Below are 19,340 nucleotides of genomic sequence, written 5' to 3' on the forward strand. Positions count from 1 at the left end.
CTCCTGTGAAAAGGTGCCGTATGTTAACGGTCGCTCTATGCCATTTCAGACCACCGGCGAAATTTCAAACACTTGGCGCAGGTAAGCCAAGTATTTTTCATCGTCGCACATGCCTTTGCCAGGGGAATCGGACAATTTGGCCACGGGTTGGCCATTGCAGCGAGTCATTTTGATCACGATTTGCAGCGGCTCATATCCCAGGTCATTCGTCAGATTGGTACCCACCCCAAAGGCCAGCTGGCAGCGCCCCCGGAACTGCTCAAACAGCTCAATGGTGCGTGGAATGGTCAAGCTGTCACTGAAAATCAGTGTCTTGGTTCTGGGGTCTACCCGGTTGTGTTGGTAGTGCGCGATCATGCGTTCGCCCCAGCTGAAAGGGTCGCCGCTGTCGTGCCTCGCGCCATCGAACAGCTTGCAAAAATACAGGTCGAAGTCGCGCAAAAAAGCATTGAGGCCGTAAACATCGCTCAGCGCAATGCCCAAATCACCCCGGTACTCTTTGGCCCAAGACTCAAAAGCAAAAACCTGGCTGTCACGCAAACGGGGCCCCAGCGCCTGCGCAGCCTGCAGGTACTCATGCGCCATGGTGCCCAGGGGCGAGAGGCCCAACAGGTAAGCGTAATAAACGTTGCTGGTTCCGGCAAACTGGCCCTCGGGTCCGGTGCCTAAGCGGGCCGACAAGACACGCAAAACTTCTTCATGCCACGCACGTGAAAAGCGCCTGCGCGTGCCGTAGTCGGCAATCTTCAGAGTTTCAAGGCCAGCAGCCTGCAACTGGGCTATTTTGGTGTCTAGGCGGCGGCGACCTTCCATCAGGTCGGGCACCTTTTGGGTGTTGCGAAAGTACACCTCGTTGACGATGGCCAGCACCGGAATTTCAAACAAGATGGTGTGCAACCACGGTCCACGGATGGTGATGTCGATCTCACCGGACGGCAAAGGCAAGACCTCGATGCATTTTTCATTGAGTTTGAACAGGCCCAAAAAATCCACGAAATCGCTCTTGATGAAGCGCAGTGAACGCAGGTAGTGCAGCTCAGCTTCTTTGAAGCTCAAACTGCACAGGGAACGAATTTCCCGGCGAATTTCTTCGGCAAAAGGCGCCAGGGGCACACCCGGGTTGCGGCACTTGAACTTGTATTCGACCTGCGCCCCCGGAAACTGGTGAAGCACGACCTGCATCATGGTGAACTTGTACAGGTCGGTATCGAGCAGACTGGTGATGATCATGGTGTGTGTTGTCTCTGACGGCTGGTGCCGTTTGTTCCTGCAGGTCAGTGTAAGGGATGGCTGAGCTCGGACAGATCAGGCTCAAATCACCGTTTGCAGGCGTCCACTGGTCAGCACCAGCACGCGCTGGGCATGTCCGGCCAGGATGTTGTTTTGCTCGGCCACCAACATGGCCACACCCTCACGGGCCAGTTGCAGCAGCGCGTCTCGCATGGCCACCACCAACACCGGGGCAATGCCCTCGCAAGGCTCGTCCAACAGCAAAAGGCCCGGGCCGGTCATCAGCGTGCGGGCCAAGGCCAGCATTTGCTGCTCACCCCCGCTCATCTGGCTGGCCGGGCGGTGCAGCATGGTTTGCAGCTGCGGGAATAAGGCCATCACGCGGTCAAAGCGCTGCACGGGCGTGGCCGGGTCGCCGGGCAATGCGCCCGATGGCGCAGCAATCCACAGGTTTTCTTTCACCGACAAACCGGTGAACAAACGCCGGTCTTCGGCGACAAAACCCAGACCCGCTTGGGCGCGGCGGTGCGCGGGCCAGGCGTGAATGGGTGCGCTTTGCCAGGTGATCTGGCCTTGCGTCCGGGGGCCGATGCCGATCAGGCTTTGCAGCAAGGTGGATTTGCCCGCGCCGTTCAAACCCTGAATGACGACCAGCTCGCCCTCGCCCACCGACAGGCTCACCTCGAACAAGGCCTGGGCTTGGCCATACCAGGCGTTGAGGCCTTCAACGGTGAGCATCAAGCAGGCCTTTCATGTCGAAATCTTGACCCAAATAACGTTCGCGCACCTGTGGGTCTTGGGCCACTTTTTCGGGCAAACCGTCGGCAACCAAGCGCCCTTGCATCAGCACCAACACCCGGTCGGCTACGCCAAAAACGGCGTCCATGTTGTGCTCGGTGTAGAGCACCGTCACGCCTTGCGATGCCACTTGGCGCACCAGCGCCATCATGTCAGCCCGCTCGGCCAGGGCCAGTCCGGCAGCAGGTTCGTCCAGCAGCAGCAAGGACGGCGCGGCCTGGGAACCTTGATGGGCCGCAGCGCCTGACTCGGCGTCGGGCAAGCCCGCCAGGGCCATGGCCAGCTCCAGGCGTTTTTTCGCGCCATAAGGCAAATCGGCTACGGTGGCCTTGGCTTGGGTTTCTAAACCCGCTTGCGCGGCCAGTTGCATGGCACGTTCGGGCTGACGGCGGTCCAGCCGGTCCCACCAGGCCAGTGGCGCAGCACCGCGCAGCACCAGCTGGATGTTTTGCAACACCGTGAGGGCTTCAAAGGTTTGCGCCACCTGAAAGGTGCGGGCCACGCCCAGGCGCTGGCGCTCGGCGGGTGGTTTGCCCAACAGCGATTGACCTTGCCACAGCACTTCGCCCCCTGTGGGCACTTGCTGGCCTGCCAAGCAGGCAAAACAGGTCGACTTGCCTGCGCCGTTGGGGCCGATCAGAGCCACGCACTGACCAACGGGCACCGCAAAGTCCACGCCATCGAGCGCCCGCACGCCCCCAAAGTGCTTGGACAGGCCCTTGACCTGCAAAGCCTGCTCTGTGCTCATGTGCGGCCACCCTGAGATGGCATCAAGCGGACCCTCAGCAATTGCAAACCACCCAGCACACCACTGGGTGCCAGCACCATGACCCACATGATCACCAAGCCCAAAACGCCGCGCCAATACTCCAGACCCCGACCCAACTCGGCCCCGCCCCACACCAAGAGTGCACTGCCCACAGCCGAGCCCCACAACTGGTGCACACCGCCCAACAAGATGACCAACAAGGCATCCACCGACATGGCGACTGAAGCCACAGACGGGAACACCGCGCCTTTGAAGGCGGCCCACAAGCCTCCGGCCAGGCCCGCCAAGGTGGCGCTGCCCACAAACACCTGGTAGCGCAAGGCCTGTACCGGCAAACCACTGGCCGCCGCCCGCTGCGGTGCATCGCGCAGCGCCTGCAAAGCCGCGCCCCGGCTGGAGCGAACCACGCGGGCCATGCCCAAGATGGCCAAAAGCATGAAGGCGCACAGCACCGCATCCGCCAAAGCACGCGATTCGGGCGCGATCAAGCGCAAGCCAATCAAACCGTTGTCACCGCCCGTCAGGCCTACCCATTGCGTGGCACCTGCCCAAATCATTTGCGCCAACGCCAGCGAGAGCATGGCCAGGTACACCCCGCTGCTGCGCCCCACCAAAGCGCCAAAGGCCAAAGCCACGGCCAGCGCCAGCGCCATGCCCGCTGCCAAAGCGGGGAACAAACCCGCACCCCAATGCAGATGCGACAAGGCCACGCCATAGGCACCCAGCGCAAAAAACGCTGCATGGCCAAAACTGACCAAGCCGCCCAAAGCCATCATCCACTGCAGGCTCAGGCCAAACAGCATCATCACCATCACGTCTTCGGCCAGGCTGCGGCCGTAATCGCCCTGCCTCCAGGCCAGCAGCGTCAAACCCACAAAGGCCAAGCCAAACATGGCACGGCCCCAGCCCGCCACAGGCCAGAGCGCAAATACCGGCACGCTTTCACGTTGCTCGGCATGCGCAGCTGAACCCGCCAAGCCCTGAGGCCGCCAAACCAGCACCACGGCCATGGTCAAAAACACCAGCACCAAAGTCGCTTGCGGGAAAAAGCTCAGACCCAAAGCGTGGATGACCCCAATCAGCACCGCCGCTGCAAACGCCCCGCCGATGCTGCCCAAGCCCCCGGTGACCACCACCACAAAGGTCTCCACCACCACGTTCATGTCCATCTGCAAGTGCGCCGGCTCGCGCGGCAATTGCAGCGCCCCAGCCAGCCCCGCCAGACCGCAGCCCAGCATGACCACGCCCAACATCAGGGGCGCAGGATTCACACCCAAGGCGCCCAGCATCTCGCGGTCTTGAGTGGCCGCTTTCACGCGCTGGCCCCACAGCGTGCACGTGAGCAACAGATGAAGGCCCAACCAAACCAAGGGGCCCAACACCAGGGTAAAAAGTTGCCAAGTCGGGAAATACGACTCCCCCATCTGGATCGCACCCTTGAGGCCCGGAAAGCGTGGCGCGAACACCTCTTCCGGCCCAAAGAACCAGCGCATGGCGTCGTGCAGCGCCAGCGTCAACCCAAAGGTGGCCACCAGTTGGTAAAGCTGCGGCGCGTGGCGCATGCGCTTGAGCAACAGCACCTCGGTCACAGCCCCCAGCAAAGCGGCTACGCACGCGCCCATCAAAATGACCGCGCCATAGCCCCAAGCTGTGTCGGCCATCGCGGGCCACCAATGGGTCACCGCGTGCGCCGACCACAAAGCGCCCAGCATGAAGAAGCTGCCATGCGCAAAGTTGACGATCCGGGTGACGCCAAAAATCAGCGTCAAGCCGGAGGCCATCAAGAACAAGGTGGTGGCGTGACTGAGCCCGTTGAGCAGTTGCAGCGCCAGTGCTTCGAGTCCCAAATCAGGCTCTCTTCTTGGATGGCAGAGCCTCAGTCCACCCAGTGGGTGAAGTCTTGCGCCGGCACCCGTGTGGTCTGAAAGGTGTTGACCAGGGCCGACTCATCGGCATAGCCCAGCGACATGCCGCAGACCACCATTTCGCCTTCACCCGCACCGACCAGCGGCAAGATGATGTTGGAAAACCCGTTCCAGGCCGCTTGCGGGCAGGTGTGCAGGCCCCGCGAGCGGGCGGCCACCATGATGCTTTGCAAGAACATGCCGTAATCGAGCAAACTGCCCCGGCCCATGACCTTGTCGATGGTGAAGATCAGGCCCACGGGCGCATCGAAAAAGCGAAAATTCTTTTGGTGCTGGGCGTGCATCATGGCTTTGTCGCCCTTGCCAATGCCCAGCACGCCGTACAGGCCAAAACCGCACTCGCGGCGGCGGTCGATGTAGGGGCTGACCCATTTTTCGGGGTAATAGTCGTAGGCCTCGGCATAGTCGGCGGCCAGAGCGGGGTTGGCGCTGATGGCGTCGTGCGCGGCGCAGGTCTTGGCGACCAGCTCATCGCGCTTAGCGCCTTGCAGCACATAGACCTTCCAGGGCTGGGTGTTGGTGCCGCTGGGTGAGCGAGCGGCAATGCTCAGCACCTCTTGCAGCACAGCGCGGTCCACCGGCTTTGGCAAATAAGCGCGGGCTGAAAAACGACTCAAGATGGCCGCATCCACGCTGGCCGGGTCGTTCACGCGGGTGCTGACCTGGGGTCCGATGTCCAAAATGCTCATGTCAATGTCTCCAAAAATGCTTTGAGTGCGGCTGGCAAGGCCACGGGGCGGCGTGTTTCGCGGTCCACGTACACATGCACAAAGTGGCCCCGGGCGGCGGTCAGTTCTTCCCCTTGGGCGAACAAGCCCACCTCGTAGCGCACGCTGGACGAGCCCAGCTTGGCCACGCGGATGCCCGCGTCGATGGTTTGGGGAAAGGCCAAGGGCGCGAAATAAAAACACTGGGTTTCCACCACCAGGCCGATGGTGCTGCCCGCGTGGATGTCGAGCACACCCTGCTCGATCAGCGTGGCATTCACGGCGGTGTCGAACCAACTGTAATAGACCACGTTGTTCACATGGCCGTAGACATCGTTGTCCATCCAGCGCGTGCTGATGGGGCGAAATGCTTTATAGCTGCTGCGGGCGTCGGCCTGGGGTTTGGTGGTGGCCGCAGGGGAGGAATTGGCAGGGGTCTTCATCGCCCGCGATTGTGCCAGCCTTGCCAAAGGCGCCAGTAGCCCAAAGCCACATCCCAAGTCTGCATTTGCACTTGAACCGTGGTTTCGATGTCGTGACCGTAGCCGCCACCCATGCACAACACCACCGGCAGCCTGCGCTGCCAGGCCCAGTCCATCACCACACGGTCGCGGGACTGCATGCCGTCCATCGTCAGTTTGAGGCGCCCCAACCGATCCCCCTCGTGCGGGTCGGCTCCAGCCAAGTAAATGACCAAATGCGGATCGAACCGATCTTGCAGCGTTTGCAAAGATTGGTGGAGCGCCGCCAGATAAGGCTCGTCGGTGCAGCCATCTGGCAAGCCCACGTCCAGATCGCTCGGCTCTTTGCGAAACGGGAAGTTCTTTTCGCCATGCATCGACAGCGTGAACACGCTGGGGTCATTGGCAAACACGTGCGCGGTGCCATTGCCTTGGTGCACGTCCAGATCAATCACCGCTACCTTCAATGTTTGCCGATGGTGCCGCCAAGCCTCGGCCTGCATCAGGCGGGCCGACACAGCGATGTCGTTGAACACACAAAAGCCTCCGCCCTTGTGCGCATAGGCATGGTGAGTGCCGCCAGCCAGGTTGCCAGCGACACCTTGGGCCAAGGCATCACGGGCAGCGGCCACGGTCGCGCCCACCGAGCGCCTTGCCCGCTCGGCCATGGCCGGGCTCCACGGGAAACCGATCTCGCGCTGCAGCGCAGGCTCCAAACTACCCGTGGCCACGCCCTGGATGTAGGCGGGTGTGTGCACCAGCGCCAGCTCACCGTCGCTGGCGGCCGGGGCCTCGCGCATGACCACGGCGGGCAACTCTTGTGTCAGTCGGTCCCGCAGTCGGCTGTACTTGCGCATCGGAAAGCGGTGGCCTTCGGGCAAAGGCAGGACAAAGTGATCGGCGTAGTAAGCGTGCATGGATTGATTCAGAGCAAGGCGATTCTAGAAAACACTCTCTAATCTGAGCCCGCAACAGGTCCATGCCCTTGCAAGAGAGCGTCCAAACCCTATACTTCAATCTATGCTGCACTGCAACAAAGTTGTACGGCCCCGGCCAGTTACGGCGCAGTCTTCTTGAAACCAACCCTTTATCTGGAGCCCCTCATGATGACACCCGAACAAATCGTCGCCTCACACAAAGCCAACGTGGAAACCCTGTTTGGCCTGACCGCCAAAGCCTTCGAAGGCGTGGAAAAGCTGGTCGAACTCAACCTGAGCGCAGCCAAAGCCGCCTTGGACGAGTCGGCCCACAGCACGCAAGCTGTTCTGAGCGTGAAAGACGCACAAGAATTGCTGGCCATGCAAGCCAACCTGTTTCAGCCTTTGGCCGAAAAAACCGCCGCCTACAGCCGTCACCTCTACGACATCGCATCGGGCACAGGCAGCGAATTCACCAAAGCCATGGAAGCCCAATCGGCTGTTGCCCAAAAGCAATTTGCCATCTTGGTGGAGACCGCCACCCAAAATGCTCCAGCGGGCTCTGAGCAAGCCGTGGCCATGATGAAAGGTGCTGTGACCGCCGCCAACTCCGCTTACGAGTCGGTGCAAAAAGCCGTCAAGCAAGCCACCGACATGGCCGAGTCCAACATTGCCGCGGTGACCCAGTCTGTGACCGCTGCGCCCAAAGCCGCCAAGAAGAAGTAATTCAGGGATGCTCAAGTCGGTCTGACTTGAACCGTTTTTTGCAAGTTGTCTCCTCGGATCCTTTTGAATTTCGTCTGGGAAACAGGGATCCCTTCTAGGGCTGATCGCCAGATCAGCCCTTTTTTTGTTTCCAATCCCCTCGTCAGCGCCCTGCCTCAAAGGCTGCCAAGCGCGCTTTCAGGCCCGGCAGGGCTTCGCGCATGGCGGCTCTGCCCGCATCGATGGATCGCATTCGGGCGCTGAAGTCGGCGCTTTTCACACCGGACAAGGCTGGCCGCACCACCCAATCGGCCTCTTTCAGCGCCAGTTGGTTGATGCTTTTGCCCATGATGGCAAAGGTTTGCATCAGGATCTGAAACGTGTCGCCAGACGGATTGCCCTCAGGATCACTGGAGATATCAACGGCGATCACAAAGTTGGCCCCCATGTCGCGGGTCTGACGGACCGGCACAGGAGACACCAAACCGCCATCCACATATTCACGATCCGCCACACGCACCGGCTGAAAAACCCCTGGTACCGCGCTCGAAGCACGCACCGCAGCCCCCGTGTTGCCCCGCCTGAATGTGATGACATCGCCATTGCCCAAGTCGGTGGCCACAATGCCCACGGGGATCCTCATTTGCTCCAGCGTTCGTCCTCCAACCTGGGTATTCACATACCGTGCCAAGGCTTCTCCGCGCAAAGCGCCCCGGTTCAAAATGGGCAACATCCAATCGGTGATCTCAGCCTCTTGCATGCTCTCGGCCACGCGCACCAACTCAGCGGGTGTCTTGCCACTGGCATACAAAGCGGCCACCAAACTGCCTGCAGAAGTCCCCACCAAATAAGCCGGCCGCAGACCAGCCTCTTCCAACACCTGGATCACGCCCACGTGCGCGAAGCCCCGGGCGGCCCCACCGCCCAAAGCCAAACCCAGACGTAGCTCTTGGCGCTCCACACTGGGAGGGACGGTGCTAGGGGCTGTCGGCGGCGTGCTGGGCACACTGCTGCAAGCGGCCAGCACCACCACCAGCGACAGCAATGCCCAACCCCTAAGCCCCCTCAGAGCGGCCACGCCAAAACCCTGGCGGCATCGGTTTTTTACATTGATTGTTTTCACTGACAGCAACATTTTTCCCCTCAAATCTTATTGATAACGATTCGCATTTGGTTTACAATACCACCACCATTGATTCTCCCTAACGTCCACCATGTACTTCTCGAGAACGATTTTGAGCCTGGCTTGCCTGATGACCGCGGCATCCACCCTGGCCCAAGACAAAGTTCTGAACATCTATTCCGCCCGCCACTACCCCAGTGACGAGGTGATGTACAGCGAATTCACCAAAGCCACCGGCATCAAGATCAACCGGGTGGATGCCGACGATGCCGGTATTCTCGCCCGACTGAAGGCCGAAGGTGCAGCCTCACCTGCTGACGTGATTTTGTTGGTCGATGCTGCACGTTTGTGGCGCGCCGAGGTCGATGGTCTTTTCTTGCCCATCAAATCCAAAGTCTTGGAAGACGCGATCCCTGCCCACTTGCGCGCGAAACCCGCTGACAACGGCGGCACGGCCTGGTTTGGTTTGTCAACCCGCGCCCGTGTGATGGTTTATGACAAAGTCAAATTCAACAAAACCGATGTGGACAGCTATGAAAAGCTGGCCGATCCCAAGTTCAAAGGCAACTTGTGCATCCGCAGCGGCTCACACCCCTACAACTTGAGTCTTTTTGGGGCTTTGACCGAGCACCTGGGACCGCAAAACACCGAGGTTTGGCTCAAAGGCCTGGTGAGCAACATGGCGCGCAGCCCTAAAGGGGGGGACACCGACCAGATCAGGGGCGTGGCTTCGGGTGAATGCGGCGTGGCCGTCACCAACACGTATTACCTAGCCCGAATGATGCGGTCGCCCAACCCTGCAGACAAAGCCGTGGCTGAAAAAGTCGGTGTGGTCTTTCCCAACCAAAGCAGCTGGGGCACCCACATGAACGTGGCTGGCGGCGCGGTGGCACGCCACGCCAAAAACAGCGGCAACGCGGTGCAGTTTTTGGAGTACTTGGCCAGCCCCGCCGCCCAAAACCACTTTGCCAACGGCAACAACGAATGGCCTGCTGCCAAAGGCGTGACCTTTGACAACCCGGCCCTGAAAGCCATGACCGGTGGCAGCTTCAAAAGCGAATTGCTCCCGATCAGCGCCGTGGGCATGAACCAGATCAAGGTGCAGCAGATGCTGGACCGGGTTGGCTTCAAATAAGCCAACGCGGTCAGACGGGTGATGCCTAAAACTTGACCCGCCCCTGCAAGCCCTCAAGGGTCACTTGAGGTGAGGACACGTCGGCCCCCACCACCACGCCCACTCCCGCCACCGGGGCCAGGCTGTCGAGCTGAAAACGTCCCACGCCCGGGGTCTGGCGTATGAAGCATTTTTCGTCGAAAAACAAACGGTCACCGTTCGCATCAATCTCGTCGCTGTCAATGGTTTCAAAACCGATCAGCTGACGGATCGCATCCAGCCCACCGTCCCAAGGGGCGGGGGTGATGGTTTTGGCGGTGGGGTCGATCACAAAACACGTCATCAAAGCGCTCCTCGGGGATTTAAAACGGTCGGCTCAAACGGCTTCTGCGTGCGCGGGTGTCGTGGCGTCACTCACCGGCAAAGCAGGCATGCGGATCAAGTGGTCAAAAGCGCTCAAGGCGGCTTTGGCACCCTCGCCTGCAGCGATCACAATTTGCTTGTAAGGCACGGTGGTGCAGTCTCCGGCTGCAAACACACCGGGCACATTGGTGTGGCCCTTGGCGTCCACCACGATCTCGCCGAATTTGCTCAAGTCCACCGTGCCTTTGAGGAACTCGGTGTTGGGCACCAGGCCGATTTGTACGAACACCCCTTCCAGCGCCACCCAATGGTCATCACCCGTGGTGCGGTCCTTGTAGCGGATGCCATTGACTTTGCCGTCTGCGCCCGTGATTTCGGTCGTTTGGGCGTGGGTGTGGATGCTCACGTTGGGCAAGCTCTTGAGCTTGCTCACCAGCACCGCATCGGCCTTGAGTTGGTCGGCAAATTCGAACACCGTGACATGCGCCACGATGCCCGCCAAGTCAATCGCCGCTTCAATGCCGGAGTTGCCACCGCCAATGACGGCGGTACGCTTGCCCTTGAACAACGGACCGTCGCAGTGCGGGCAATACGCCACGCCTTTGTTCTTGTACTCGGCTTCGCCAGGTACGTTCACATTGCGCCAGCGGGCCCCGGTGGACAGGATAACCGACCGGGCTTTCAAAGAGCCCCCGTTTGCCATTTGCACCTCGATCAGGCCTCCGGGCTCCGTCGCTGGGATGATTTTTTCGGCGCGCTGAAAATTCATGATGTCCACCTCGTAGTGGCGCACTTGGGCTTCCAGGGCCGCTGCAAACTTGGGACCGTCGGTCTCGAGGACCGAGATGTAGTTTTCGATGGCCATGGTGTCGTTGGTCTGTCCGCCAAAACGCTCAGCCGCCAGGCCCACACGGATGCCTTTGCGCGCAGCATAGACAGCCGCAGCCGCCCCCGCTGGGCCGCCGCCCACAATCAACATGTCAAAGGGGTCTTTGGCGCTGAGCTTGGCCGCGTCACGCTCACCAGCGTGGGTGTCAAGCTTGGCCACGATTTCCTCAACCGACATGCGACCCGAGCCGAACACTTGGCCGTTGAGAAACACCATGGGCACCGCCATGATCTGGCGCTCTTCCACTTCCTTTTGGAAGGCACCGCCTTCAATCACCGCGGTTTTAACTTTCGGGTTGACAATGGCCATCAGCGACAGCGCCTGCACCACGTCGGGGCAGTTGTGGCAGCTCAGCGACATGTAGACCTCGAAATTGAAGTTACCTTCCAGCGCCTTGATGCTGTCGATGACGTCCGCCTCGACCTTGGGCGGGTGACCGCCTGTCCACAGCAGGGCCAAGACCAGCGAGGTGAACTCGTGGCCCAAAGGCAGTCCCGCAAAACGCACACCTTGCGTTTGACCTTCTCGTGCCACCACAAAAGACGGCTTGCGGGCATCGTTGCCCGAGATGTCCAGGCTGACCTTGTCAGACAAACCCACGATGGTTTCCAGCAGGCTCTTCATGTCGGAGCCCGTCTCGCTGTCGTCCAGCGAGGCAATCAGGCAAATCGGCTGGCGCAGCAAGCCCAGGTATTGCTGCAATTGGGCTTTGAGGGTGTCGTCGAGCATGGTGATCTCCGGTTTTCAGGGGGCAGTGAACATGACCCGCACTTGTGGCGCAGGCCAGGGAACAGGGGCAATTTGGGGGACTTGGGGGGGGGAACACGTTGAGCGCAAGGCACGCAGGCTTGTGGCCCGCATGCGTTGAACTCAGCGCTCTGACCAGCAGGGCACCCGAGATTTAGATCTTGCCGACCAGGTCGATGGATGGAGCCAAAGTCTTGGCGCCTTCTTTCCACTTGGCTGGGCACACTTGGCCGGGGTTGGCGGCGGTGTACTGAGCGGCTTTGAGCTTGCGCAGGGTCTCAGACACGTCGCGTGCGATCTCGTTGGAGTGCACTTCGGCGGTCTTGATCATGCCTTCGGGGTTGATGATGAAGGTGCCGCGCAGTGCCAGGCCTTCTTCTTCAATGTGCACGCCAAATGCGCGTGTCAGGGTGTGTGTCGGGTCGCCGACCAAGGGGAACTTGGCTTTGCCCACGGCAGGCGAAGTCTCGTGCCACACCTTGTGCGAAAAGTGGGTGTCGGTGGTCACGATGTAGACCTCGGCACCGGCGGACTGGAAAGCGGCGTAGTTGTCGGCCGCGTCTTCGATTTCAGTCGGGCAGTTGAAGGTGAAGGCTGCGGGCATGAAAATCAGCACGGACCACTCGCCCTTGAGGGTTTCGTTCGACACTTGCACGAACTTGCCGTTGTGGAAGGCCTGGGTCTTGAAAGGCTGGACTTGGGTATTGATCAAAGAGGACATGGTGTTTCCTTGGGTTGGTTTATAAAAACTATCGAATGAGATAACTCATTGGTCGCAATCATAATGCAGCCTAGGGTTTCCACTCATGAGTAGTTCCTATCAACCCCATAGGAAAAAGCTTTCAACTCAAGACTGTCGATTTAATCTTCCACTCCCCTGCACCAAACCCACAGCCAAAGTCAGCCAAGCCAGAATCCAAGCCATGCCGCCCCACGGCACCAAAGCGCGCAATGCATCCCAAGCCAACACGTGCCGGGCATAAAGGTTGAAGCTGAACAAGAGCAAACCAAGCAACATGAGCCAGCCGGCTGCCTGCAGCCATCGCGACGCCCAACAGACCCGAAGCGCCAGCCCGGTGAGCAACAAACCCAGCGAATGAAATTGTTGCTGGCTCAAAGCGGTTTGCACCGCCGTGGGCACGCCCCCAGCAAACACAGGCAAATGGGCGAATGCGGCGCTGAACACCACGCTGGCGCAGGCGCTGATCGACCCCAACGCCAGAAACCATCGGGCCGACAGGGGCCAGACTTCAGGCGAGGAATCGGCGCTAAAAGCAAAAGACGGACTGGACATGGGGTGCTGGGCACAAGGCCAAAAATGTGACCCGCGCATTGGAGCATGTTTGTGAACCCCATGAACCAAAAATGAAGCTCACATCAGCGGCCTTCGGTAACCCCCTGCTCGCCCATTGGGCGACAGCACCACTTGCCACAACTGGTTGTCGCGGGCCCGAAAAGTCCCCGCGCAGCACAGCAGGTAGTAGCGCCACATGCGGTAAAAGCGCTCGCCATAGCGGTCCTTCAGCGCAGGCCAAGCTGCTTCAAAGCGCGCATGCCAGGCCATCAGGGTTTTGTCATAGTCTTCGCCAAAGTTGTGCCAATCTTCCATGACGAAATCTTCTTCGCTGTAGTAAGCGATTTCTGCGGCCGAAGGCAGCACGCCGTTGGGGAAGATGTATTTTTCAATCCAAGGGTCAATGCCCGCACCGGCCCGGTTTTTGCCTATGGTGTGCAGCAAAAACAAGCCGTCGTCCCTCAGGCAACGGCGGGCCATGTCGAAGTAAGCGCGATAGTTTTTGTGCCCCACATGCTCAAACATGCCGATTGAAGCGACACGGTCAAAGCGCTGCTCACCCTGTGGGTTGAACTGCCGGTAGTCGGCCAGCTCAAAACGGACCGGCAAGTCACGCGCTTTTTGCGCGCCCATTCGGGCTTGCTCTTTGGAGATGGTCAGCCCCACACACTGCACCCGGTAATGCCGGGCCGCGTGAAACATCAAGCTGCCCCAACCGCAGCCAATGTCCAGCAGCGTCATGCCCGGCTGGAGTTGCAGCTTTTGGCAAATCAGGTCCAGCTTGGCCTCTTGCGCCTGTGTCAGGGTTTGCGCCACCGGCCAATATCCGCAGCTGTAGGCCATGGACGGGTCCAGCATGGCTTCGTACAAATCGTTGCCCAAGTCGTAATGCAGCTCGCCCACCTGCCAGGCCCGGTGGGGAGATTGCAAGTTGGTCAAACGGGCCTTGAGCGACGCCCACAACCAACCCGCTCGACCCACCTGCTCGTCCAGCCGCGCCCTGAGGATACGGGTGATGAACTCGTCCAACTGGTCGCAGTCCCACCAGCCATCCATGTAGCTTTCGCCCAAACCCAAACTGCCGCGGGTCAAGATGCGGTCAAAGGTGTCGGGGTGGCGCACCCGCATGTCCCAAGGCCTGCCGCCCCCGACCCGTATATCGGCCGTGGCCAACAAATCGCAAGCGCGCCGCCAGTTGCTGTCGGTGTGCAACAAAGCCGATTCGTTCGTGTCCCAATTGAGCTCTATTGCCATCCGGTTCTCCTGTTGATGCCCCCCCGGACCGGTGGCCCGTGGTTTTGTCCATGCTAGGCCGTCTCTTAGCCCAGATCCATTCAGCAAAGCCGGTAGCCCTGTACCGTGTTCTCGGTAGGGCTTGGCGGAATGGATCGGATGCATGGCGTCCTTTTGCGCAAGCCATCTGTGCATAATTGACGTTGACGTAACGTCAATCAAATTCAGGAGTTGAACATGGACATTCAAGGCAAAGTTTTCATCGTCACCGGCGGCGCATCGGGCTTGGGCGAAGGCACGGCGCGCATGCTGGTGGCCAACGGCGGCAAGGTCGTGATCGCCGACATGCAGGCTGAAAAAGGCGAGGCCATCGCCAAAGAACTGGGAGGCGCATTCGTCAAGTGCGATGTGAGCAACGAAGCCGATGGCCAGGCCGTGGTGGCCCAGGCCGTGTCCATGGGCAAGCTGGTGGGTCTGGTCAACTGCGCGGGCATCGCCCCGGCCGAAAAAACCGTGGGCAAAAACGGCGCTCACAGCTTGGCCGTTTACACCAAGACCATCATGGTCAACCTGGTGGGCACCTTCAACATGATCCGCTTGGCGTCAGAGGCCATGTGCAAAAACGAGCCTGAATCCACCGGCGAGCGCGGCGTGCTGATTTCCACCGCCAGCGTGGCCGCCTACGACGGCCAGATTGGGCAGGCGGCCTATGCTGCATCCAAGGGCGGCGTGGTCGGCATGACCTTGCCGATTGCCCGCGACCTCTCGCGCAACGGCATCCGTAACATGACGATTGCCCCCGGCATCTTCGGCACCCCCATGCTGTTTGGCATGCCGCAAGAAGTGCAAGACGCCCTGGCCGCAGGCGTGCCCTTCCCCAGCCGCTTAGGCACCCCACAGGACTACGCCAAATTGGCCCAACACATCATCGAAAACGACATGCTCAACGGCGAAGTGATTCGTCTGGATGGCGCGATCCGCTTGGCTCCGAAATGAGCGCCCAGCAGGCCCGCTGACTCAGGCCACCATGCCAATCCAGCTCAAGGCGACCCAAGCCGCGATGTAAGCGCTGGTGAAAACCAGCACAGCGGGCATGGCAGCCTGACCGTATGCACAGAGTATTTTCTGCGCCATGCTCAGACTGGACCACCCCATGGCAGAGCCGCCAAGGCTGTCGGTAAAACTTAAAAATGACATGCTGACCCCAATGTTGACACTGTCAACAAATGGTGCATCAAGGACCCACATGGTCAAAACCATCCTCGACCTGGATCTGAAAGAAGCCTGCATTCAAGCGGCTCGCGAGGTGATTGCCGAGCAAGGCATTGAAGGCCTGAGCTTGCGCGATGTCTCCCGAAAACTCGGGGTTTCGCACCAAGCGCCCTACCGGCACTACCCCAGCCGAGACCACTTGCTGGCGGCCATCATGCAGCGCTGTTTTGAGGATTTCGCCACTTTTCTGAACCAAGCCTCCAAAGTTCACACCACGGATGCCCTGCTGGGCATGGGCCAGGCCTACATGCGCTACGCCGCTCAAAACCCGCTTGAATACCGGCTGATGTTTGGCACCCCGTGGCCCGAACCTGCAGTTCATCCTGAATTGGTGCGCCATGCGGTGCATGCTTTCGATTTTTTGCGTCAGCATTTGCAGCTGCAATTGCAACAGCACGCAGAAGCCACTCAGAGTGACATGCTGGCCCTTTTAGCCCAAGCGGAGTTGCAAGCCCTGTTCATTTGGTCGGCCCTGCATGGTATGGCCAGCATCGAACAAGCCAATGTCATGCAGCACCTGGTGCTCTCGCCCGGTGTTTCTGAAATGGCCGAACCGTATTTGATGGGCATGATGAAGACCGCCTTGACCCATGGGCCCGCCCAGCTATCCCAAGCCGCCCCAGCATCGGCCTGATGCGTGTACTGGAATATGCGGGCATTGGCGTGGACCGGGTGGTGGGCTCCAGCATGGGGGCTTTGCTGGGGTCCTTTTGGGCGCACGGTTACACGGCCAAAGCGCTGGATGACTTGTCCCAAACCGGCGGCCCACCTGTCACGTATTCGCTGGGTGCTGACCTGGTTTGCCGCTAGCATCTCCTCGAGAGGAAGACCACATGAACGCACACTGGCCTTTGAGCCTGATCATGGTGACGCTGTTGAGCGCCTGCGCGTCCGGGCCCACACCACCAACACCCGCCAACGCCTTGCGCTACAGCGTGCCAGATCTTGCCGTTCAACCCGAAGCGGCCAGCGGCCGCAGCGCCAAACCCGGCTGGGCCTTCTCGCGCCAGGCCGTGGCCGCAGCTAATCCGCTGGCCACCGACGCGGGGCACCAAGTACTGCGTGCTGGCGGCTCAGCGCTCGATGCGGCCATTGCCGTGCAGATGGTGCTGGGGCTGGTAGAGCCGCAGTCCAGCGGCATTGGGGGCGGTGCATTTTTGCTGCACTTTGATGGCCAAAAAGTCACGGCGCACGACGGACGCGAAACCGCTCCCTCTGACGCACGGGGCGACATGTTCATGGACCAGGGCAAGCCGCTGCCGTTTGACGAAGCCGTTCAAAGCGGGCATTCGGTGGGCGTGCCCGGCGTGGTGCGCATGCTGGAGGCAGCGCACCAGCAACACGGCCGCCTGCCCTGGGCGCAGCTGTTGACGCCCGCCATCACGCTGGCTGAGCAAGGATTTCGGGTCAGCCCCCGCTTGTACACCCTGCTGCAGGCCGACCCGCACCTGAAAAAAGACCCGCTGGCTTTGCGCTTTTTCTACAACGCCCAAGGCCAGGCTTGGCCTGTGGGCCATGTGCTGCGCAACCCTGAATACGCCCATGTGCTGCGACGCATCGCCACAGAAGGCAGCCGCGCCCTGCACGAAGGGCCGGTGGCCCAGGCCATCGTGGCACGCACAGCGAAGGCACCGCGCCCCGGCAGCTTGAGCCTGCAAGACTTGGCGACTTATCAGCCCAAGGAAAGAGAAGCCTTGTGTTTTGACCACCCGGCTCTTGCCCGCGAGGTCCGTGTCTGCGGCTTTCCTCCGCCGTCGTCTGGGCAAATCGCTATCGGGCAAATCTTGGGGCTACTGGCCCACACCCAGCCGCAGGGCCCCGAGCTGGTGGGTGGTTTGCCCTCGCCCGATTTTTTACACCGCTACACCGAAGCCTCGCGCCTGGCTTTTGCCGACCGTGCGCAATACTTGGCCGACCCGGATTTTGTGCCCGCCCCGGGCGGCAACTGGCGCAGCCTGCTGGCGCCTGACTACCTGCGCCAACGCAGCCAAGGGATTGGCAACCAGTCGATGAAAGTGGCCAAGCCCGGACAACCGGGCACAAGCCAAAGCAGCTATGCGCCCATGCCGACCCAGACCGAATACGGCACCAGCCACATCAGCGTGATCGATGCACAAGGCCGCGCCGTGGCCATGACCAGCACCATCGAAGCCGCTTTCGGTTCGCGCCGCATGGTGACCACCGACCCCTCTCGCCAAGGCGGTTTTTTGCTCAACAACGAGTTGACGGACTTCAGCTTGTCCCCAACAGACGCGCAGGGCCGCCCCATCGCCAACCGCGTCGAGCCCGGCAAGCGCCCCCGCTCTTCGATGTCACCCACCCTGGTGTTTGACAAAGCCACAGGCCAACTGCTCATGAGCGGTGGCAGCCCGGGTGGTGCCCTCATCATCCATTACACGGCCAAGCTGCTCAGGGGCAGCTTGCACTGGGGGCTGAACGCTCAACAAGCCATCAACCTGCCCAACTTCGGCTCGCTGAACGGCCCCACCCTGCTCGAAGCCCAGGGCTTTGACGGCGCCACCGTCGACGCACTCAAAGCCCGTGGCCATGACGTGTTGCAAATCGACATGACCAGTGGCCTGCAAGCCATTGAACGTAACCCCAAAGGCTGGTTCGGCGGTGCCGACCCCCGGCGCGAAGGCGTGGTGATGGGCGACTGAACACGCGCCGCTGGGCGTGGTCGCTTGCCAGTCACGCAAGCGACCCACCACAGGCCAGGCTGAAGGTTTCCCCCCTTGCCGGATCTGCGGTCTTGCTTTTCAATGGATTCACCCATTTGTAAAAGGAGACTGGTTTGAAAACCCAAGACACCTCACGTCGCACTTTTGTACAGGCCTCGGCCGCCGCCGCCGTCACGGTGGCATTTCCATCGCTGGCCCAAGCTCAAGCCTTCCCGGCCAGGCCCATCAAACTGATCTGCCCCTGGCCTGCTGGCGGCTCGACAGACGCCGTGATGCGCGCTTTGGCTGAAAGCGCCACCAAGGCTTTGGGTGTTCAAGTTGTCATCGAAAACAAACCCGGCGCCAGCGGCATGCTCGGCCCCAACGAGCTGGTGCGTGCCCAGCCCGACGGCTACACCCTGTCGCAAATCACCATCGGCGTCGCGCGTTTGCCGCACATGCAAAAAATGCAATTCGACCCGCTCAAAGACTTCACCTACATCGCTTGCCTGACCGGCTACACCTTTGGCGTGGTGGTGCGGTCCGACTCGCCCATTCGCTCCATCGCTGACCTGGTGGCTTTTGCGCGGGCCAACCCGGGCAAGTTCACCTATGGCTCGACGGGCAACGGCACAACGCCACACCTGGCGTTTGCCGAATTCGCCAGCAAAGCCAAGATCGACGTCACCCACGTGCCCTTCAAAGGCAGCGCCGATGGCGTGCAAGCGGTGTTGGGCGGCCATGTCATGTCGCACAGCGACGCCACCGGCTGGGCCCCGCAAGTCGAGGCGGGCACCATGCGCCTGCTGGCCACCTACGGCAGCAAACGCACCAAGCGCTGGCCCAACGTGCCCACACTCAACGAATTGGGCTACGACACCGTGTCTGATTCGCCCTTTGGCATCGGTGGCCCCAAGGGCATGGACCCGGCCGTGGTCAAACGCCTGCACGACGCCTTCAGAAGCACGCTGCAAGACCCGGCCGTGCTGGCCAGCTTCGACAAGTACGACCAGTCGGTGATCTACATGGGCACCGAGGAATACACCCGGTTCATACACAACATGTTTCAATCCGAAAAAGCGACCATCGAGCGTTTGGGCCTGGCCATGAAAAGCTGACCCGGCTAAGCACCA

General features: G+C 60.6%; 20 protein-coding genes. 7 read left to right on the top strand and 13 right to left on the bottom strand.

Annotation, left to right across the window (positions count from 1 at the left end; genetic code table 11):
• Positions 1-45: 45 nt before the first annotated feature.
• The 7 genes from pncB to ABWQ00_RS06835 form a co-directional block, all read right to left on the bottom strand.
• Entirely contained in the window at positions 46-1,230 is a 1,185-nt protein-coding gene (gene pncB, locus ABWQ00_RS06805; protein WP_353237918.1) for a nicotinate phosphoribosyltransferase, read from the bottom strand.
• A gap of 81 nt (positions 1,231-1,311) precedes the next feature.
• A complete protein-coding gene (locus ABWQ00_RS06810; protein ID WP_353237919.1) occupies positions 1,312-1,968 on the bottom strand; it encodes an ABC transporter ATP-binding protein in 657 nt (218 codons plus the stop codon).
• A complete protein-coding gene (locus tag ABWQ00_RS06815; protein WP_353237920.1) occupies positions 1,955-2,776 on the bottom strand; it encodes an ABC transporter ATP-binding protein in 822 nt (273 codons plus the stop codon). Before ABWQ00_RS06815 ends, ABWQ00_RS06810 begins: the two co-directional genes overlap by 14 nt.
• Complete coding sequence (locus ABWQ00_RS06820; protein ID WP_353237921.1) at positions 2,773-4,644, bottom strand: ABC transporter permease; 1,872 nt, start codon at positions 4,642-4,644, stop codon at positions 2,773-2,775. The genes ABWQ00_RS06815 and ABWQ00_RS06820 overlap by 4 nt, the downstream gene beginning before the upstream one ends.
• 29 nt (positions 4,645-4,673) lie before the next feature.
• The gene (locus ABWQ00_RS06825) at positions 4,674-5,411 is read right to left on the bottom strand and encodes a nitroreductase (RefSeq protein WP_353237922.1); all 738 of its coding nucleotides are present in this window, start codon (positions 5,409-5,411) and stop codon (positions 4,674-4,676) included.
• A complete protein-coding gene (locus ABWQ00_RS06830) occupies positions 5,408-5,872 on the bottom strand; it encodes an acyl-CoA thioesterase (protein WP_353237923.1) in 465 nt (154 codons plus the stop codon). Before ABWQ00_RS06830 ends, ABWQ00_RS06825 begins: the two co-directional genes overlap by 4 nt.
• Complete coding sequence (locus tag ABWQ00_RS06835; protein ID WP_353237924.1) at positions 5,869-6,807, bottom strand: histone deacetylase family protein; 939 nt, start codon at positions 6,805-6,807, stop codon at positions 5,869-5,871. Before ABWQ00_RS06835 ends, ABWQ00_RS06830 begins: the two co-directional genes overlap by 4 nt.
• Before the next feature lie 186 nt (positions 6,808-6,993).
• Between ABWQ00_RS06835 and ABWQ00_RS06840 the strand changes: the two genes are divergently transcribed.
• On the top strand, positions 6,994-7,533 hold the full coding sequence (locus tag ABWQ00_RS06840) for a phasin family protein (protein WP_353237925.1): 540 nt from the start codon (positions 6,994-6,996) through the stop codon (positions 7,531-7,533).
• 142 nt (positions 7,534-7,675) lie between these two features.
• On the opposite strand, the gene ABWQ00_RS06845 is transcribed toward ABWQ00_RS06840, so the two are convergent.
• Positions 7,676-8,590: a patatin-like phospholipase family protein gene (locus ABWQ00_RS06845; protein ID WP_353237926.1), complete on the bottom strand. Its 915-nt coding sequence runs from the start codon at positions 8,588-8,590 to the stop codon at positions 7,676-7,678.
• A 136-nt stretch (positions 8,591-8,726) separates the two neighbouring features.
• Here ABWQ00_RS06845 and ABWQ00_RS06850 point away from each other — a divergent pair, with 136 nt between their 5' ends.
• Positions 8,727-9,770: an extracellular solute-binding protein gene (locus tag ABWQ00_RS06850; RefSeq protein WP_353237927.1), complete on the top strand. Its 1,044-nt coding sequence runs from the start codon at positions 8,727-8,729 to the stop codon at positions 9,768-9,770.
• A gap of 25 nt (positions 9,771-9,795) precedes the next feature.
• Here the strand turns inward: ABWQ00_RS06850 and ABWQ00_RS06855 are convergent, their stop codons facing one another.
• From ABWQ00_RS06855 to cfa, 5 genes are all read right to left on the bottom strand, one after another.
• On the bottom strand, positions 9,796-10,092 hold the full coding sequence (locus tag ABWQ00_RS06855; RefSeq protein ID WP_353237928.1) for a hypothetical protein: 297 nt from the start codon (positions 10,090-10,092) through the stop codon (positions 9,796-9,798).
• 33 nt (positions 10,093-10,125) lie between these two features.
• Positions 10,126-11,730, bottom strand: coding sequence for an alkyl hydroperoxide reductase subunit F (ahpF, locus tag ABWQ00_RS06860; protein ID WP_353237929.1), 1,605 nt, complete (start codon positions 11,728-11,730; stop codon positions 10,126-10,128).
• Positions 11,731-11,902: 172 nt separating this feature from the next.
• Positions 11,903-12,469 (bottom strand): alkyl hydroperoxide reductase subunit C, encoded by a 567-nt coding sequence (gene ahpC / locus ABWQ00_RS06865; protein ID WP_353237930.1) that lies wholly within the window; start codon positions 12,467-12,469, stop codon positions 11,903-11,905.
• Positions 12,470-12,595: 126 nt separating this feature from the next.
• Complete coding sequence (locus ABWQ00_RS06870) at positions 12,596-13,042, bottom strand: DUF423 domain-containing protein (protein WP_353237931.1); 447 nt, start codon at positions 13,040-13,042, stop codon at positions 12,596-12,598.
• A 78-nt stretch (positions 13,043-13,120) separates the two neighbouring features.
• Positions 13,121-14,296 carry a cyclopropane fatty acyl phospholipid synthase gene (gene cfa / locus ABWQ00_RS06875; protein WP_353237932.1) on the bottom strand — a complete coding sequence of 392 codons (1,176 nt, stop codon included), beginning with the start codon at positions 14,294-14,296 and terminating at the stop codon, positions 13,121-13,123.
• A 216-nt stretch (positions 14,297-14,512) separates the two neighbouring features.
• Between cfa and ABWQ00_RS06880 the strand changes: the two genes are divergently transcribed.
• From ABWQ00_RS06880 to ABWQ00_RS06900, 5 genes are all read left to right on the top strand, one after another.
• Positions 14,513-15,271 (top strand): 3-hydroxyacyl-CoA dehydrogenase, encoded by a 759-nt coding sequence (locus ABWQ00_RS06880; protein WP_353237933.1) that lies wholly within the window; start codon positions 14,513-14,515, stop codon positions 15,269-15,271.
• Between the two features lie 250 nt (positions 15,272-15,521).
• The gene (locus ABWQ00_RS06885) at positions 15,522-16,181 is read left to right on the top strand and encodes a TetR/AcrR family transcriptional regulator (protein ID WP_353237934.1); all 660 of its coding nucleotides are present in this window, start codon (positions 15,522-15,524) and stop codon (positions 16,179-16,181) included.
• Complete coding sequence (locus ABWQ00_RS06890; protein ID WP_353237935.1) at positions 16,181-16,357, top strand: hypothetical protein; 177 nt, start codon at positions 16,181-16,183, stop codon at positions 16,355-16,357. Before ABWQ00_RS06885 ends, ABWQ00_RS06890 begins: the two co-directional genes overlap by 1 nt.
• A 23-nt stretch (positions 16,358-16,380) precedes the next feature.
• Positions 16,381-18,207 carry a gamma-glutamyltransferase family protein gene (locus tag ABWQ00_RS06895; protein ID WP_353237936.1) on the top strand — a complete coding sequence of 609 codons (1,827 nt, stop codon included), beginning with the start codon at positions 16,381-16,383 and terminating at the stop codon, positions 18,205-18,207.
• A 134-nt stretch (positions 18,208-18,341) separates the two neighbouring features.
• The gene (locus ABWQ00_RS06900; protein ID WP_353237937.1) at positions 18,342-19,325 is read left to right on the top strand and encodes a tripartite tricarboxylate transporter substrate binding protein; all 984 of its coding nucleotides are present in this window, start codon (positions 18,342-18,344) and stop codon (positions 19,323-19,325) included.
• The last annotated feature ends 15 nt before the right edge of the window (positions 19,326-19,340 follow it).

The sequence above is a fragment of the Limnohabitans sp. genome (assembly GCF_040400975.1).
Lineage (GTDB): Bacteria > Pseudomonadota > Gammaproteobacteria > Burkholderiales > Burkholderiaceae_C > Limnohabitans_A.